The following is a 16,342-nucleotide window of genomic DNA, read 5'->3' as shown; positions in this document are numbered from 1 at the left end:
GATGGTTACTGTTTAAAGACTTTGTTTTTTTTACTTTGTTACAGTATGATATTACAAAACTAAATTTGATGCTAAAATAAACTCATAATTAAACGTTAAATCTCCATTTTGTTCACCTCATTACTTACATATCCTAAACAGAATTAGTTATTTTTACAATATGGAAAATAAAAATTTACAAATTGCTACATTTGCTGGAGGTTGTTTTTGGTGTACCGAAGCAGTGTTTTTAAGAATTGATGGTGTAGAGCGTGTGGTTTCTGGTTACACAGGTGGACAAATTAAAAATCCAGCGTATAGAGAAATTTGCACAGGTAGAACAGGTCATGCAGAAGGTATCCAAATATTTTTTGATGATGATAAAGTGAGTTATACCGAATTGTTAGAAATCTTTTTTGCAACACACGACCCAACAACATTAAACAGACAAGGTCATGACGTTGGTACGCAATATCGATCGGCTATTTTTTATAATTCTGAATCTCAAAAACAACAAGCTGAAGCGTTTATTAGATTATTAGAAAAAGAAAAGGTCTTTGATAGTCCAATCGTTACAGAAGTAACAGAATTAGGTCCTTTTTACGTAGCTGAGGATGACCATCAGTCTTATTATGACAGAAACAGAGAAGCCTCTTATTGTCAATTTGTTATTGATCCAAAAATCAATAAAATAAAGACGTATTACGGTAATAAATTAAAAGAAAACACATCAAAAGATGCCATATAAAAAGTTTGAAGAGTATAACATTAAAGTTACAGATGATGTTACAGACCGTTATAAAAGTATTATTGAAGATTTAGGCGAAGATAGTAATCGTGAAGGTTTATTAAAAACTCCAGAACGTGCTGCAAAAGCCATGCAATTTTTAACACAAGGCTATGCACAAGATGCTGCCAAAATACTTAAAGGTGCCATGTTTGCTGAAGATTACAACGATATGGTAATTGTAAAAGATATCGAGTTTTATTCGCTTTGTGAGCATCATATTTTACCATTTTTTGGTAAAGCCCATATTGCATATATTCCAAATGGACACATAGTAGGTTTAAGTAAGTTACCTAGAATTGTCGATGTATTTTCTAGACGTTTACAAGTCCAGGAGCGTTTAACACATCAAATATTAGATTGTATTAATGATACTTTAAAACCAGAAGGTGTAGCTGTCGTTTTAGAGGCTAGTCATATGTGTATGCAAATGCGTGGTGTGCAAAAACAAAACTCGGTAACTACGACCTCTGGATTTAGAGGAGCTTTTGAAAACATAGAAACGCGTACCGAATTTTTAAATCTAATTAACTCTAAATTAAGTTAGGTTTTTTGGAATGCTATTTGCTTTATCATTCATAGATTATAAATTAATTAAATGAATTTAAACAATACAAATAAATACGCTAAGCTATTTTTAGGATTACTTTTTGACGCTCTAGGATACGTCTCTTTTATTATTCCAGGAATTGGAGAATTTGCTGATATAGTATGGGCTCCAGCATCTGCTTGGTTAATGACCAAATTATATAAAGGACGTACAGGAAAAATCGCAGCTATATTTACTTTTATAGAAGAAGCATTGCCTGGTTTAGATGTGATACCATCCTTTACCGTAATGTGGTTTTACATCTATGTTTTAAGTAATACTTCAAAAGAAAAAACTATCGAAGTTAAATAAACCGTTATATACCCAATAGATTATAAGCATTTCTGTAAAGAAATGCTTTTTACTTATAACCCTTTTCTAATGGCTATAAAGATGAAAATCATTACAGAGTATATTGTAAAAAACGGAATAATATATTCTTTAAGTCCAACGACTAACAATACTGCAATTAGTAGTAATTGAAACCCTAAGCCAAAAGTAGATACAGCTGTCATAAACCAATTAGGAAAAATTTTTCCATAAGCAGCACGTGGATCTAGGACATATATAGCTTTATCAAAAATACCATAAAGTAGTTTATATAATTTAAACAGAATATTGACGTGTTTTTGTTTCTCTCCCTTAAGCGCTGTTGGCATTTTGTTTTCAAAAATGCGACTAGTGGTATCACCATCAAATTTATTTCTTAAAATTACATAATAGTAATTGTATAACGTCCCTTGAAGCTGAAGTCCTAAAAAAGCTAAAATGGTCATCCAAATTGATGCGTTACTAATGTGCCAAAGTGCTGTAAAAATTATAGCATTTAGTAATATGTCTGCAACCGAGTCTAAGTAGCGTCCAGTATAAGACGGTGTGTTTTTTACTCTTGCCAATTCGCCATCTGCAGCATCCAAAACAGATTTTAAAATCAAAAATAGTGCTGCAGCCCAAAATTGTTCTGTAATTATGCACCATACTGCTATTAAGCCAGATAAAATAAAGACTAAAGTTACATGGACAGGAGTGAAGCGCGTGTTTTTTAAACTGTTGGCTATAAGTTTTGCTATAGGTCTTCCGTAATCTGAAAGATCAATAAATTTATGCGCTTTGGGTAATTTTGACATGAATAGTCATACGTAAAATGTGTTGCGGAATATACCAGATTATAATAAAAACAATGTGTGTGTTATTTGAGCAAAAATAAATAAAAAGAGGACTGTTGTCCTCTTTTTAAAATCTAAATTTTTCTTTTTTCATTTTAACCTCTACGACGACCTCTATTGTTTCTCATTTCAATCATCTTATTAGTTATAATCTCTTTGTATTCTGTTTTTATAACTTCTTTTCCTTTTTTAGGAGCTTCTATTTTTTCTTTTTCGCCTGGATTCATAATTATTTTAGAACACAACATGGTGGTTTTACCATCACTAACTTCTAAAATTAATCCTGGAAGTCCCCAATATTCTAAAGGTCCTAAGCTTACAGGTATTTGTGGAGAGTACCATGCTTCAATTTGGGTCATTTCTATACTAGTTTCAGTATTTTCATCGTCTTCTTTAGATTCATTGTTTCTTAATTCGCTCCACGAAAAATTATACCAATTTAAGTCTGATGTTGGGATTAGTGCAGTCGCTTTAAAACAATTATATTGTCCTATTGTTTTACTTTCGCCACTCATTTTCCATTGTATAGTCATTAACGAGTCTTTTACTAAAAAGACTTTCCCGTAAAAATCTTGTTGTTGGATTAGTGTTTTGTTTTTTATGTTTCTGTATTGTTCACCAGCAGTAAATGCTTTTCCCCAAGAGTCCGTAGCACCAGATAGTGCGTCAATTTTATCTTCTTCTTTAAAAGTTGCTTCTTCTTTGTTAAAAGTAAGTATATATGTTTTTTCTAGTCTGTTTTTTAAACGCGCTTTGATTTGTTTTTTCTGAGCCTCGCTCATACGTGCTCCCCAACGTCCTAAGTCCATGGAAGATTTAGATATATAATAGGCTTTACCCTGAAAATCTTCGGTTGAATTTATAGTTTCAGTATTTGAAATAGTAAATAGTAACGATAGAAATAGTGCACTAATTTTAATAAAAGAGAATTTCATAACTATATTTGTTTAAACTTTGTTTATCAAAAATAAATAAAAGTTAAACAAAATAATAGTGTTTATCATAATATTAACACAATAATGCTTTTAAATGGTGATTGATTTTAATAGTTAAATTTTTAGTGGTTTCGAATAGATACTTATGGTCTAATGCATTAGTAGTAATGAAATTCTACTCACAAACCTTTCGGTTTTGCATTGACCTTTGTTTTATACTTGTCTTTCCTTTAATCTCTTAAATCGCTATTACTTATACACCGTGTTGTAGTGCGTTATTTCTTTATCCCTTTTAATTTTACACCTTTCCAACCCATTAACACGCTGAAGCTACCATCTATATTGTCAATAAATTCAAACGATTCTGGATCCTTCGGGTCGTCAAAAAAAGTGTTTTTTGATTCAGCTTTTAATGTAGCTATTTGCTCTCCATCTTGAAAAACAACCAAATTATTGTTTTCTATTTTAAAGGTCAATTCTAAATTTCCCATATCAGCGAATGAATAAACTCCAACATATTCATTTAGTATTTCATTAGATAATTCGATAGATTGTCTATTCAGTTCTTTAGGTAGTTCATAAGGTTTGTTCTCTAAAATATTTGCAAAGTCTTCTACCGTTTTTTGAAATGGAACTTCTTCATAGTTTGCTAAAAAGATGAAATTGTAATTATGCTCAAGGTTAGTGTAGATTTCGACTCTTATACCGTCAGAACCTCCGCTTTTCTCTATTATACTCTGTTTATTTTTTAATAGTGATGCATAGGGTTCGGTTTTTATATAATTCAAAAACTTGTTTAAGTCTGAAGCAGTTGAAAATATTCTTGCTGTTTTTAGTTCATCAGGTAATATATTGTCCACTCTAACAATTTCTGAATCGTCTTTTTCGTGATTTTTAGCTAAGTTTTTTAGATTTTTATTTTTTAGATAAAAATGTGCTCCTGATCTATTCATACCTAATGGTTGGAATACTTCATCAGATAGACATTGAGCAAATGTCTTATTTGAAATGTCTTCAATAAGCAAATAGATGATTTCGTACGCAACATTTGAATATTGTTTATCTGTTCCAGGCTCGAAAAGTAAATTTTGTTTTTTTGCATACTCAATTATTTCATCAGGTGCTAATTTGATTGCATCTCCTTCTATATTTTCAAACCCTCTTGGAAGTCCTGATGTGTGGTTGAGCAACATTTCTAAGTTTATTTTGTCGCCCTTTGGAAAATCTGGAATGAACTTCGTGATTGAATCACTTTTTTTAAGTTTTCCTTCAAGTTCAAATTTTTCAATCAAGTAATGAGCCATTAATTTGGAAACGGAATGAATATCAAATTGACTTTCTATGTTCACATAAGTTGTACTTCTTTCATTCGTATTTAAGTTGTAAGCTTTATGAATGATTTCGATATCATCCTTTAAGGCATAAATAACTCCATTGAATTTTCCAATATTTGAAAGAGCGGAAAAGTATTCATCTATTTTCTTATTTAATTCAGTAGTTGGCTGTAGTTTGGTTTCTGCTGTTTGTCTGTTTTTATCCTTACAGGAAATGAAAAGGATAGGTAATAGAAATAATAATGAAATTTGTTTCATAAATGTATTTTGTTCTAAATGCGCTATAACTAAAAGCTGATAAGACATCTTTTTAATGTTTTTATCAGCAGTTAGTATTTGTTCGAAGTTAGCTTAAAAATATAGAAAAGTCAAGTTCAGATTTGCTTGTGTAACAAAAAAAATCCCTTTAAAATCAATTAAAGGGATTTTAAAAAATATATGTATTTGTTTACTGTAATGTTACAGGGAAAACAGCTTGTATGTCTGTTTCTCCTCCTGCATTTGTAATATCACCATCGCTAACACCAGATGCATCCTTAACTGGCTCATGACGCAAGGTAATTGTAATAGTCCCTGAACCAGCTGTAGCAGCAGTGGTTAAGGTAAATTCTAAACCTAATGGATTTCCGTTACCATCAAAATCTTGATAGGTAAACGTCGCAATGTCGTTGGTTGCTTGATAGAAAAATTGGTGTTCATCATCTTCTGTTTCGATTTCTTCATTAATTAACTCAGCAGGAGATTCTGTTTCATTTTCTAATACTAAGCTTGCATTATAAACAGTGCTAATGGTTAATGGAGATGATACAGTAATAACTGGTGCATTTGGCCCATCACCATCTAAATCTTGTGTTTTTAGTGTTACAGTGGTTCCGCCACCAACAGGTGTTAACGTTGCTGTTAGTGTTGTAATAACCTCTTCTTCGTTAACTGGTTCTGGGTTTACTGCATCATCGTCATTTGAGCATGCTGTAAATACGATTGCTGTTAAAAGTATAAGTGATAATTGTTTTAAAGTTTTCATTATAAATGTGTTTTGTTAATAATTTAATTTTAATTGTAACATGATATTTCTTCCTAGATCATCAGCAAAATATCTTAATCTATTCAGGTTTTCTCGGTAATTTGTATTAAAAATATTAGTCATATTCAGGCCAATATTTAAGTTGGTGTTTTTAGATAAATCTAATGTGACATCACCTTGTAAATGTAATAAGTGATAGGTTGGAGGAGGCGTACTAACGTCTACCAATACCATCTCTTGGGTTGTTGGTATAAAGACTTCAAAATTATTATTTGGATAATCGTTTTGACGTAAAACCAACTCGCTTTGCAATTCTGCATTAAAGTCTAACCATTTTTTATTAGAGTACCCAATGCTATTTACAGTTTTAAATGAAGGCATATCTATTAACGCTTGATTTTGACTAACATCTCTACCTTTAATAAAAGCGGACTTATTGTTTAAATTCCACTGGTCATTAAAGTTATAATTAGCAGAAATATCAAGTCCAAATAGTGCAGCATTGGTTTGATTATAACTCCATACAGGAAAAGCACCACGTATGGTTTGTTCTGTTCCTGTAGGTTCTATAAAAATATAATCGTTGATATGATTGTAAAAGGCTTCAATATTTAATGTAATTGCCTTGTTGCTGTAATTATAAGTTCCAGAAACACGATTGGATGTTTCTTGCTCTAAACGTAAATCACCTAATTCTATCCTAGCTGCCGAGTGATGTAAACCATCACTAAATAATTCGGATGGGTTAGGCGCTCTGTTTGATAAACCATAATTAAACATAAAGCTGCTAAACTCATTAAGTTGATAAGATATACCTACAGAAGCAGATAGATTATGATAATTAAAAACCGGATTTGTAAGTAATTGTGTGCCTACTTCATCAATAATAATATCTGAAAAATCAGAATTATATCCACGTTCATTCCAACGACTAGTTATGTAGAATTTTTTGGCATCTATTTGCACAAAATCATAACGCATACCAAAGTCTAAATTGATATTGTTGTTTATTCTTAAATCAGAAATAGCAAATACGCCTAAGTCATACCTATCATAATCTGGAATTAAACGTCTAACACCAGTACTTGGGTTAGCAAAGTTATTTTGATAACCAGCATTGACACCAAATTTGTATATAATATTGTCTTTAGCATCTAATTTTAAACTCGTTTTTAAGGTATGTGTTTTTAAGGTTAAATCTACAGCAGGCTTGTCTCTATCGTCTCCTACACGTATATCATACTCAAAACGTTGATTATTCTGATAATCGTATTGTACGTCTAATTGACCAAAACTTTTAAAGCGTTTATAAAATTCTGTTTTTAAAACTTGATGTGTTACTTCTTGTTTTGGTGCATTTATGTCGTAACTAAAATCATCAATAACCAATGGTTGTTGATTATTTATCGCATTCACTAAATCTTCGATATTTCCAATATGAGAGGCTCTTAAAATGCCGATATTATTATCTAAATAACTGTAGTAAACATTAAATCCTTTTTCAAAGGTTTTAAAACCACCATTAATTGAAAATCCTTTGGACTCTAATCCTGTATTGGTTAATATATAATCTGGTGTTTCAAAATCTCCAAAACGTTTGGTAGATGCTTGAGCACCTATATACCAACCTTTTTTATAAGTTTTGGTTAGTGACGTATTTAAATTATAACCTCTACCATTGGTTTGACCACTAATTATAGTTTTTCCGTAAAGCGAATCTTTTAAACTAATTTTAGATGGTTTTAATACAATAACACCACCTATTGCATCTCCACCATAAGCTAAAGCGTTTGCGCCTTTAATAACACTAATACTTCCTGCTGTATTTAAATCTACATTTGGTGCATGTTCAATTCCCCATTCTTGGTCTTGAAGTCTTACACCATTTGTCATTACAATAATCCTACTACTATGCAAGCCATTAATAACAGGTTTTACTATGGTATTACCTGTATTAATTGATGACACACCACTAATCTGTTTAATAGCATCACCTAAGCTAAGTGAACTGTAGCGTTCTATAGCTTCAGATTTTAGAAGCGTTTCTTGAGATGTTTTAGTTAATTTAGCACCAGAAGCACCTTTGACATTAACTTCATTTAATTCTTCAATATGATGTTCTAAATTAATTTTTAAAAAAGTATCACCATCAATATTAACATCTAAACTCTTGGTTTCGCATGCCAAATGGGACACTTCAATCACGATTTGATTATTGCATAGATCATTAATGGAAAACGTTCCATTAACATCAGTAGTTGTATATGTATTAAGATTTTCTATGAAGATAACAGCATTTATAATTGGTGTACCATCATGAAAATCAAGCACTTCTCCAGATAGTGTAGAATTGCAATCTTGACCTTGTGACCAACTGAAAACACAGCAGCACAAGACCATTATATAATATTTCATTGTAAAAAAATTAGTTTAAATAATGACTTATTTTAAACTAATTGTGGTGGACCACGAAGTGAGTAAGATAATTGCTGATGATTATAACGAAAGTTATAAGATGTATTACAAATTTTGGAGTAATTGTCTTCTAAAATTAAGTCGTCAGACTCTAATAAAGAATAATATTGTGTAGTAAGTTTAAATTTATAAAATTCGCAATCAAAATCAACTTCATGCATGTGTGTGGTAGAGTTATCTATACACACTTCATGTTCGTGCTGTTCCAATACATGAGCAAATTTTACAGCAGAAGGAAAAAGTACAGCTAGTAAGACTACTACTGAAAGAATTTTAATGATTATGTTTTGTTGTGTTTTCAATTAATCTACTAATTTTCCCAAACCAAATCTACGAAGCATTTTTTTTTCAAATTCCCAAAAGAATTTATGTTGTCCCGCAAGCCAACCAAAAAAGACTAATAGTATCTGGTAAAAAACTAATCCAATAATAACATATAAAATCCAATAAAGCGTAATATTTAAGTTTTCTTTAGTAATTCCTAACCATTTAATTAATGGTCTTCCTACAAATAGCGAAGAGCTTCCGGTTACCGCAAAGACTATAAATATGCGAATCATTTCCCATTTATAAGTCACTTTCCATTTAGTTTCTAATTTTTTAAATAAAAATAAAGTGACTTTTAATAGTATAAATGCAATAGCAATTGTTAATAAAACAATAATTAGATTGTTGGTTGTAAATAGCTTAGCTAATTTAAATCCAGAATACAATAAACCAATAACTCCTAAAACAGGGAATATAAGTTGCCAATTGTGTTGGATATCCCAACGCTTTTTAAATTTTTCCATTGCAATTTTTAACTTTGCAAAGATATTGAAATGGCTTTAATTAGGAGGTACACGTCCACCTAAAAGATTTTGTTTATATCTATTTTGAAAGTAAATAAAGTAGTTATACAATTGATAATTAACATCGTAACCATAATCTATATTTGGACTATAATCAATAGGTAATTCGTATAAGTCTGCGTTGTAGCGTCTTCTTTGATTAACACGACTGTTCCACTCGTTGACATAAAATACATTTCTATTTTCTAAATACTCTTGAGAATAATATCCCTTAGGCTGTGCAATGCTATTTAACCAAGCATTAAAACCTGGTTCTATGATAAGTATTTCATATTCTGTCTTATCGCTTGATATACTTATGGTATCACCAACTTGAACAGGTGGTTTTTCCATATTTGTAGTATTTTTATTGGTACCACAACTTAATGCTATTAATAATATAATTGCTATTAAAATAAAATTTTTCATACTCATTACTTTTTAAATAAAAATACAAATTATTTAATTTTATAGTCATAAAAAAAAGCCAAACGTTAGTTTGACTTTTTAAGGTATTGTTAAATTGAGTTTATCTCTTTCCAAAAAGACCTCCTAATAATCCAGCTAGACCTCCTTTTTTCTTTGATCCTCCAAGTACCATTCCAGCTACATCATCAATAACGCTTCCGTCTCCATCTGCGTCTAATATTTTTTCTAAGAAGCTTTGTTCATTTTTAGTTTGGTTTCCACCTAATAAACCTCCAAGTAATCCACCTAAATCATTAGTAGAGCTTACATTGTTTTGGTTGGCTTGTTTACCTAAAACACCCATTAAAATAGGAGCAGCGACTTTTAAAATGTTTCCAACAGATCCTGCATCTAAACCAGATTTTTGACCAATTACTTGTTGTACACCTTCTCTTTTACCGCCTAAGACATGTCCTAAGATTTTATCACCATCATTAACCACTTCTTCATTTACGCCTCCACCAAATAGGTCGCCTAAATTATCTAAAATACTACCATCGTGTTTACCTTTAATAGCTCCTAAAAGTCCTTCTGCACCTTCTGGTGTTGAAGCGTTACGCTCCATAGCTTTCATTAAAACTGGTAACGCCATAGTTAATACACTTCCAGTTCTGTCTTGGTCTGTTCCAGTAGATCCTGAAACACCACTAATAATTGTTTTTCCTAAATCAGAGTTTAGTAAATCTAATATTCCTGCCATTTTTGTTAATTTAAATTTATAGTTATATGGATTTGAAAGGTACAAAAAAAAGCTTCAATCCTTAGATGAAGCTTTTTAAAAAATTAAGTTGCTTAATTTAATCTATAAACGGTTAGTTTTTATCGTCCAAAAGCAATTTTTTGATTTGAGTTGCTAATTCTGTCCCAATTCGGTCTTGTGCTTCATTTGTAGCTGCACCTATATGTGGTGTTAATGATATTCTACCATTCATTAATAATTGAACAGCAGGTGTTGGTTCATCCTGAAATGTATCCAAGCCTGCAAACGCTAATTTTCCGCTCTCTAGTGCATTAACTAGTTCTACTTCGTTTACAACACCACCTCTTGCAGCGTTAATAATGGCAGCACCATTTTTCATTAAATCAAATTCTGCTTTACCAATAACATAATCTTTTTGAGCAGGTACGTGTAAAGTGACAAAATCTGATTGTTTTAAGATATCTTCCATTGGCTGAGTCGCTATGTTAAACTTTACTGATTGTCCATCAAAAAAGTCCACACTAATATCTGCTTTTTCAATAAATTTATCAGCAGCTATCACTTTCATACCAACGCCTAAACCAATTTTAGCTACTTCTTGTCCAATACGTCCAAAGCCAATAATACCAAGAGTTTTTCCTCTTAATTCAACACCTTTAGCGTAGTTTTTCTTTAGTTTTTTAAATTGTGTATCTCCATCTAAAGGCATAGCTCTGTTGGCATCGTGTAAAAATCTTACTCCACCATAAAGGTGTGCAAAAACAAGCTCTGCAACAGATTGTGATGAAGCTGCAGGAGTATTAATAACATGCAAGCCTTTTTCTCTTGCATATTCAACATCTATATTATCCATACCAACACCACCACGTCCAATAATTTTTAAACTTGGACAAGCATCTATCAAATCTTTTCTTACAGTTGTTGCGCTTCTTACTAATAAAACTGTAATGTTTTTTTCGTTTATGTAATTAATTAATTGTTCTTGGGCAACTGTTGTTGTGTTGACTTCAAAGCCAGCAGCTTCTAAAGCGTCTATTCCGCTTTGTGATACACCATCGTTTGCTAATACTTTCATTATTACTGTTAAAAGTTAAAAGTTAAAAGTTAAGAGTTTTGAATACAATTAAATTCAACTTATAGTTAATTTATATTTTTTTAAATAATAAGGGACTAATTACTTATTACTATACACTTGATACTATTTATGCTTTACTTTCTAGTTCACTCATTACTTCAACAAGTACTTTAACACTATCTAATGATAATGCATTATACATACTAGCTCTGTAACCACCAACGCTTCTATGTCCATTTAATCCATTAATTCCAGCTTCTTTCCACATGGTGTCAAAAGTTTCTTTTAAATCTTCGTTTACTAATGTAAATGTTGCATTCATATCTGATCTATCTTCTTTTGCGGCAAAACCTTTAAACAAAGGATTTAAATCAATTTCAGAATACATTAATCGTGCTTTTTTATCATTTTCTTTTTCGATTGCAGCAATTCCACCTAAGTCTTTTAGCCATTGTAGGTTTAACATAGATGTATAAACTGCAAAAACTGGAGGTGTATTAAACATACTACTTTTATCAATATGCACTTTATAGTCTAACATAGAAGGGATTTTTCGTGATACTTTACCTAAAATATCCTCTTTAACCACTACTAAAGTAGTACCTGCTGGACCCATATTTTTTTGTGCTCCTGCGTATATTAAATCAAATTTCGTAAAATCTAAAGTGCGAGAAAAAATATCACTACTCATATCACAAACCATTGGAATTGGTGAATTTGGAAAACTTTTCATTTGTGTTCCAAAAATGGTATTGTTTGACGTACAGTGAAAATAATCGTGGTCTTCAGGAATCTCGTAGCCTTTTGGAATATAATTGAAATTTGCATCTTTTGAAGAGGCAACTTCTAATATATCATCAAAAATTCTAGCTTCTTTAATAGCTTTGTCACTCCATGTACCAGTATTTAAATAAGCTGCTCTTTTTTCTAATAGATTTTGTGCAACCATTAAAAACTGTGTGCTAGCACCACCTTGTAAAAATAAAGCTTTGTAGCCTTTGCCTTCTAAACCAAGTAATTCTAATGCTAAAGCTCTGGCTTGTTCCATGACGTCTACAAAAGGCTTGCTTCTGTGAGAGATTTCTATTAAAGATAATCCATTGTCAAAATCAAGTATGGCTTGTGATGCTTTTTGTAAAACTTCTTGAGGTAAAACGCAAGGACCTGCGCTAAAATTATGTTTTTGCATGATTACATATTTTGTTCTCTGTTTACACAGATATTATTTTTTAGAAATACAAAGGTGCTAATTATTGTATTAAAATTGATTAATAATATGATAATTTATCCACCTTGTTTTTAACAAAAGTTAAAAGGAATCCAACAATAATCTAAAAGATGTTAACCTTTTAGATTTTTTAAGATTAAACAATAGTTATTAATCTTAAAACTAGAACAATGGAACAGTTATTATTAGACTTAAAATTTACATCAAATGTAAATCAAAGTGATGTTGGCAACTTTAATGCAACATTTACAAATATCGAAGAAGTAGAAGGTCCTAGCACCTCTTTATTTGGTAAATTACCTAAAGCTATAAAACTTAAAAACTCTGGTGGAATTGTCAATTTAAATGGACTAAATCCAAACAGTAAACAGTTTTGTATTCAAATAGTATTTAAAATTAATGGTAATGTAACAGCTAGACAAAATATAATGGAGTCTTCTTTCTTACCATTTTCTATGTCAGCAAATAAAGCTGCAAGATCTGGGCGCTTTATTTTAAACGCAAGCATCGGTAGTACTAAACATGGTTGGTGTCAAGTTAGCTCGGAATTTAAAAAAGAGTTATCTATTAATAAATGGTATACTGCAACTTTAGCTTATGATTTTGACACTTTAGCGTTATTTGTAGATCAAAGTTTGATTGGCGTACATGGTTTGCCTAATGGAAAAATAGATCTTAAAGCAACAAAAAAATTATTTTTAGGAACTTGGGTTGACGGTAATCGAAATCAATTAAATGGATCATTAGCAGCTTTAAAGTGGTTTAATAAAATACCTCTTCAATTTGAAAGTCTATTGGACGAAAAACGAGCAGATGCAGAATGGTATATTACCTACAAGCATGCTATTATTAAAAAAACGATAGCTACTGGAGCATTGCTTAAAAAAATTAAGTACGATACTGCTGTAGGATCTTATACTGCCTTTTATGAAAAATGTGCTATCATGTATCATGAAACTGCAGGAAGTGCATTTGAGATGCATGGCTCTATTTATAATAGGTTTAAAAGTATGACCAATAAATCTAGTTTAGGCTTTTTAGTCACTGACGAATCTAAAGCAACCAATACCAGTGGAAGAAAAAGTATTTTTAGTAAAGGTGGTATCTATTGGTCAAGACAGACAGGTGCAATCCCTGTTTTAGATAAGATTTATCTTGAATACGAAAATTTGGGAGGATCCAAAGTACTTGGATTTCCTAAAAAAAGAGTTAAAGCTATTTCTGGAGGTAAGGAGCAAGAGTTTCAAAAATGTAGAATGTATTATAAAAATGGAGCAGGAAAAGCACATGAAGTCCATGGAGCTATATTGGCAAAATACTTAAGACTTGGTGGTCCCAGAAAGTTTGGATTCCCTACGTCTAACGAAAGTGATGTTAAAAAAGGAAGGCGTACAATTGGTAAGTCTTCATCTTTTGAGCATTGTACTATTTACTGGAAAAGTGGTGTAGGTGCTTTTGAAGTGCATGGAGATATTAGAAGAAAATATCATCAATTAAATGGTCCTTGTAGTCAGCTTGGTTTTCCAACCTCTGACGAATCTAATATTCCGCATCGTTCAGGTAAAATAAACACTTTTGAAAAAGGAAGTATTTTATGGTTTGGTGGTTTTAATACAATCAAGGTGGCTTTACCTTTTAAAATTAGAGTGCAAAGAATACATTCTAGAGAAAATGAAGGATTTGGAATGGGACAAAATGATTTATACTTTTATGTTAAAATAAAAAGAGGAAACACAACACTATATAATAAACGTCATCCAAACAGTGGAAATTATCCAGAAAGAAATATAATCAATCCTAATTTAACATTTCCAGTTGAAATTATCCCAAATAAAATCAATCAAAGCTATTCTTTTTTTATTGATATAAGAGACAAAGATGGTGCATTTGGAGGAGATGATGACAAATTAGGGAATAAGCAAACTATACTTAATGCTGCAAATGCTTGGGGTTACAATCAGCCTAATTTGGTGTTTAATCAGTCATTTTCAAGAATTAGCTCATTACTATGGTCTATTAGACCTAAAGTAAATATAAATAGCCTCACAGAGATTGAAAAATGGTGGAAATTCAGAAACTTTAGAACTGCTATAATCTCAAGAAATCAATATGCAGCTGCTTATAGAGATGTTGATAGCGAGACAGAGTGGTGGGATGTTTTAGATGGTTTACGTACACTATTTTACAAATGGGTAGTTAAAGGTATTGCTAGTGGTGGAAACTGTTTTGGTATGTCTCTAGAAGCTATTTATGCTAGAAAAAACAGAAGCTTACTTAATCAGCCTTTAAATCAAGTAGAAAAGAATAACACATCTGTAAACGAGATTAATATAAAACATACGTTTCAAGTAGGAGCGGGACCAATTTGGTGGTTTTTAGGACAATTTGTAACAGGAAACACACACGATCCAAAAGATATATTTACAGAAACTAGAAACAAGTTTAGAGGTGGAAACAATCCTGTAATTTGCCTCTCACAGAATTATGACTTTTCAGGTGCACCACACTGTATTATGCCTTATGCTTGGGATACAAGTAGTAAACCATGGAAAATAAAAGTGATGGATCCGAACTTCCCTGGTGATAATACCAAATGCATAGATGTTAATCCTGACAACAACACATTTGTGTATAATGGTAGTAGTAGATATACTGGTGGAGCTTGGTCTGGTGGACGTTTACATTATATGCCATTTTGTATATTAGATGGTGATCAGCGTACACCTGTTTGGGATGCTATTTTATTATTGCTTTCAGGTACAATTTTGATTCTGGCTGATGATGCTGAAACTGTTTCCATTAAAGATGCTAACGGAAAAGATTTAGATGGTAATGGTAGCAGAGCTAAAGCAGTTTTAAAGTCTGGAAGAAAACCTGAAGAGTTTTTTGCATCATTTACAGGATTTGATGCTGGTCTTAATATTAAACCAGGACAAATCTTAATTAGAAACGAAAAGTTTGTCTCTTCATCTGTAAATTCTGAAGTTGTAAATCCTTCAGCACTAGATATTAATACGTTATTAAGTAGCAGAGTTATTAGAGGTTTAAACACCACTACAATGACAATGAATACTAATACTAGATCAGTATTGGGTAATCGTTCTGCGCACCATATTTTAAATGATACTTCTGTAAGTAGCACTTTAAATAGAGGCTTAAAAGATCATTTAAAAAGTATTACTAAACTAAATAACAACAGAAACTTTATCCATGAGGTAAAAGGAAGTAAAAATGGAAAACTTGAGTATTTAGTCAGAAGTGGGTTAACAGAAATTAAGTTCAACTCAACAATCAAACATAACGAGAAGAATACTTTTAAGGTCAATAATTTAAATACTAATGCTTGTCATATAGATTTTAAATCACCTGTTAATAAGACACTTAATTTAGAGATAACCAGAAAACTAGGTGTTAAAGACGATTATTTAAAAGTCGAAATTGATAATGTTTTGGTTAAAGCCAATAAGGCAGTTTCTTTAAACCTTCAGCAAGGTATATCTGGATTAGAGATAGCAAACAAAGGTGTTAGTAGTAATTTGCCAATTAAAATATCTGGTAGTATTGATGGTAAAAAAATTGATAAATCTTATACTGCTACATTTAAGGAAGCAATAAGAATTAAACCTTCAACTAGTATTCAATCTGATGATTTAATGATTTCTAATATCACAAAATTATTTGGTACGATAACTTCAACAAATATTTTAAACAAACTGTAAGTTAATTATATCGGTTATTAAAAGAGCTTAAAT

At 31.3% G+C, this 16,342-nt stretch carries 15 protein-coding genes; 4 read left to right on the top strand and 11 right to left on the bottom strand.

The window, feature by feature from the left end; translation table 11 throughout:
• The first annotated feature begins 160 nt into the window (after positions 1-160).
• The 3 genes from msrA to Ollyesu_RS12625 are packed head-to-tail and all read left to right on the top strand — an operon-like array spanning position 161 to position 1,667.
• Complete coding sequence (msrA, locus tag Ollyesu_RS12635; protein WP_279301585.1) at positions 161-727, top strand: peptide-methionine (S)-S-oxide reductase MsrA; 567 nt, start codon at positions 161-163, stop codon at positions 725-727.
• On the top strand, positions 717-1,313 hold the full coding sequence (folE, locus tag Ollyesu_RS12630) for a GTP cyclohydrolase I FolE (RefSeq protein ID WP_279301584.1): 597 nt from the start codon (positions 717-719) through the stop codon (positions 1,311-1,313). Before msrA ends, folE begins: the two co-directional genes overlap by 11 nt.
• A gap of 51 nt (positions 1,314-1,364) precedes the next feature.
• A complete protein-coding gene (locus Ollyesu_RS12625; RefSeq protein ID WP_279301583.1) occupies positions 1,365-1,667 on the top strand; it encodes a hypothetical protein in 303 nt (100 codons plus the stop codon).
• 53 nt (positions 1,668-1,720) lie between these two features.
• Here Ollyesu_RS12625 and Ollyesu_RS12620 read toward each other — a convergent pair whose 3' ends face one another.
• From Ollyesu_RS12620 to serC, 11 genes are all read right to left on the bottom strand, one after another.
• Complete coding sequence (locus Ollyesu_RS12620; protein ID WP_279301582.1) at positions 1,721-2,482, bottom strand: CDP-alcohol phosphatidyltransferase family protein; 762 nt, start codon at positions 2,480-2,482, stop codon at positions 1,721-1,723.
• Between the two features lie 134 nt (positions 2,483-2,616).
• The gene (locus Ollyesu_RS12615) at positions 2,617-3,456 is read right to left on the bottom strand and encodes a GLPGLI family protein (protein WP_279301581.1); all 840 of its coding nucleotides are present in this window, start codon (positions 3,454-3,456) and stop codon (positions 2,617-2,619) included.
• Positions 3,457-3,731: 275 nt separating this feature from the next.
• On the bottom strand, positions 3,732-5,048 hold the full coding sequence (locus Ollyesu_RS12610) for a serine hydrolase (RefSeq protein ID WP_279301580.1): 1,317 nt from the start codon (positions 5,046-5,048) through the stop codon (positions 3,732-3,734).
• A gap of 190 nt (positions 5,049-5,238) precedes the next feature.
• Positions 5,239-5,814: a type 1 periplasmic binding fold superfamily protein gene (locus Ollyesu_RS12605; RefSeq protein ID WP_279301579.1), complete on the bottom strand. Its 576-nt coding sequence runs from the start codon at positions 5,812-5,814 to the stop codon at positions 5,239-5,241.
• 15 nt (positions 5,815-5,829) lie between these two features.
• Positions 5,830-8,229, bottom strand: a complete 2,400-nt coding sequence (locus Ollyesu_RS12600) for a TonB-dependent receptor (RefSeq protein WP_279301578.1) — start codon at positions 8,227-8,229, stop codon at positions 5,830-5,832.
• Positions 8,230-8,261: 32 nt separating this feature from the next.
• Complete coding sequence (locus Ollyesu_RS12595; protein ID WP_279301577.1) at positions 8,262-8,591, bottom strand: hypothetical protein; 330 nt, start codon at positions 8,589-8,591, stop codon at positions 8,262-8,264.
• Positions 8,592-9,080: a DUF6787 family protein gene (locus tag Ollyesu_RS12590; RefSeq protein ID WP_279301576.1), complete on the bottom strand. Its 489-nt coding sequence runs from the start codon at positions 9,078-9,080 to the stop codon at positions 8,592-8,594. It lies immediately after the preceding gene.
• A 36-nt stretch (positions 9,081-9,116) separates the two neighbouring features.
• A complete protein-coding gene (locus tag Ollyesu_RS12585) occupies positions 9,117-9,548 on the bottom strand; it encodes a DUF6146 family protein (protein WP_279301575.1) in 432 nt (143 codons plus the stop codon).
• Positions 9,549-9,648: 100 nt separating this feature from the next.
• Entirely contained in the window at positions 9,649-10,287 is a 639-nt protein-coding gene (locus Ollyesu_RS12580) for a DUF937 domain-containing protein (RefSeq protein WP_279301574.1), read from the bottom strand.
• 112 nt (positions 10,288-10,399) lie between these two features.
• Complete coding sequence (locus Ollyesu_RS12575; protein WP_279301573.1) at positions 10,400-11,362, bottom strand: D-2-hydroxyacid dehydrogenase; 963 nt, start codon at positions 11,360-11,362, stop codon at positions 10,400-10,402.
• Between the two features lie 127 nt (positions 11,363-11,489).
• Entirely contained in the window at positions 11,490-12,551 is a 1,062-nt protein-coding gene (gene serC / locus Ollyesu_RS12570) for a 3-phosphoserine/phosphohydroxythreonine transaminase (RefSeq protein ID WP_279301572.1), read from the bottom strand.
• A 209-nt stretch (positions 12,552-12,760) separates the two neighbouring features.
• On the opposite strand from serC, the gene Ollyesu_RS12565 reads away from it, so the two are divergent.
• Positions 12,761-16,309 (top strand): hypothetical protein, encoded by a 3,549-nt coding sequence (locus Ollyesu_RS12565; RefSeq protein ID WP_279301571.1) that lies wholly within the window; start codon positions 12,761-12,763, stop codon positions 16,307-16,309.
• Positions 16,310-16,342 lie beyond the last annotated feature (33 nt).

It is taken from the genome of Olleya sp. YS (genome assembly GCF_029760915.1).
Taxonomy (GTDB): domain Bacteria; phylum Bacteroidota; class Bacteroidia; order Flavobacteriales; family Flavobacteriaceae; genus Olleya.
This window is presented reverse-complemented; position numbering and strand designations above follow the sequence as displayed.

Excerpts from the sequence above, each read along its gene's own strand:
- msrA (WP_279301585.1), top strand. The coding sequence starts at position 161 with ATGGAAAATAAAAATTTACAAATTGCTACATTTGCTGGAGGTTGTTTT.
- folE (WP_279301584.1), top strand. The coding sequence starts at position 717 with ATGCCATATAAAAAGTTTGAAGAGTATAACATTAAAGTTACAGATGAT.
- Ollyesu_RS12625 (WP_279301583.1), top strand. The coding sequence starts at position 1,365 with ATGAATTTAAACAATACAAATAAATACGCTAAGCTATTTTTAGGATTA.
- Ollyesu_RS12620 (WP_279301582.1), bottom strand. The coding sequence starts at position 2,482 with ATGTCAAAATTACCCAAAGCGCATAAATTTATTGATCTTTCAGATTAC.
- Ollyesu_RS12615 (WP_279301581.1), bottom strand. The coding sequence starts at position 3,456 with ATGAAATTCTCTTTTATTAAAATTAGTGCACTATTTCTATCGTTACTA.
- Ollyesu_RS12610 (WP_279301580.1), bottom strand. The coding sequence starts at position 5,048 with ATGAAACAAATTTCATTATTATTTCTATTACCTATCCTTTTCATTTCC.
- Ollyesu_RS12605 (WP_279301579.1), bottom strand. The coding sequence starts at position 5,814 with ATGAAAACTTTAAAACAATTATCACTTATACTTTTAACAGCAATCGTA.
- Ollyesu_RS12600 (WP_279301578.1), bottom strand. The coding sequence starts at position 8,229 with ATGAAATATTATATAATGGTCTTGTGCTGCTGTGTTTTCAGTTGGTCA.
- Ollyesu_RS12590 (WP_279301576.1), bottom strand. The coding sequence starts at position 9,080 with ATGGAAAAATTTAAAAAGCGTTGGGATATCCAACACAATTGGCAACTT.
- Ollyesu_RS12585 (WP_279301575.1), bottom strand. The coding sequence starts at position 9,548 with ATGAAAAATTTTATTTTAATAGCAATTATATTATTAATAGCATTAAGT.
- Ollyesu_RS12580 (WP_279301574.1), bottom strand. The coding sequence starts at position 10,287 with ATGGCAGGAATATTAGATTTACTAAACTCTGATTTAGGAAAAACAATT.
- Ollyesu_RS12575 (WP_279301573.1), bottom strand. The coding sequence starts at position 11,362 with ATGAAAGTATTAGCAAACGATGGTGTATCACAAAGCGGAATAGACGCT.
- serC (WP_279301572.1), bottom strand. The coding sequence starts at position 12,551 with ATGCAAAAACATAATTTTAGCGCAGGTCCTTGCGTTTTACCTCAAGAA.
- Ollyesu_RS12565 (WP_279301571.1), top strand. The coding sequence starts at position 12,761 with ATGGAACAGTTATTATTAGACTTAAAATTTACATCAAATGTAAATCAA.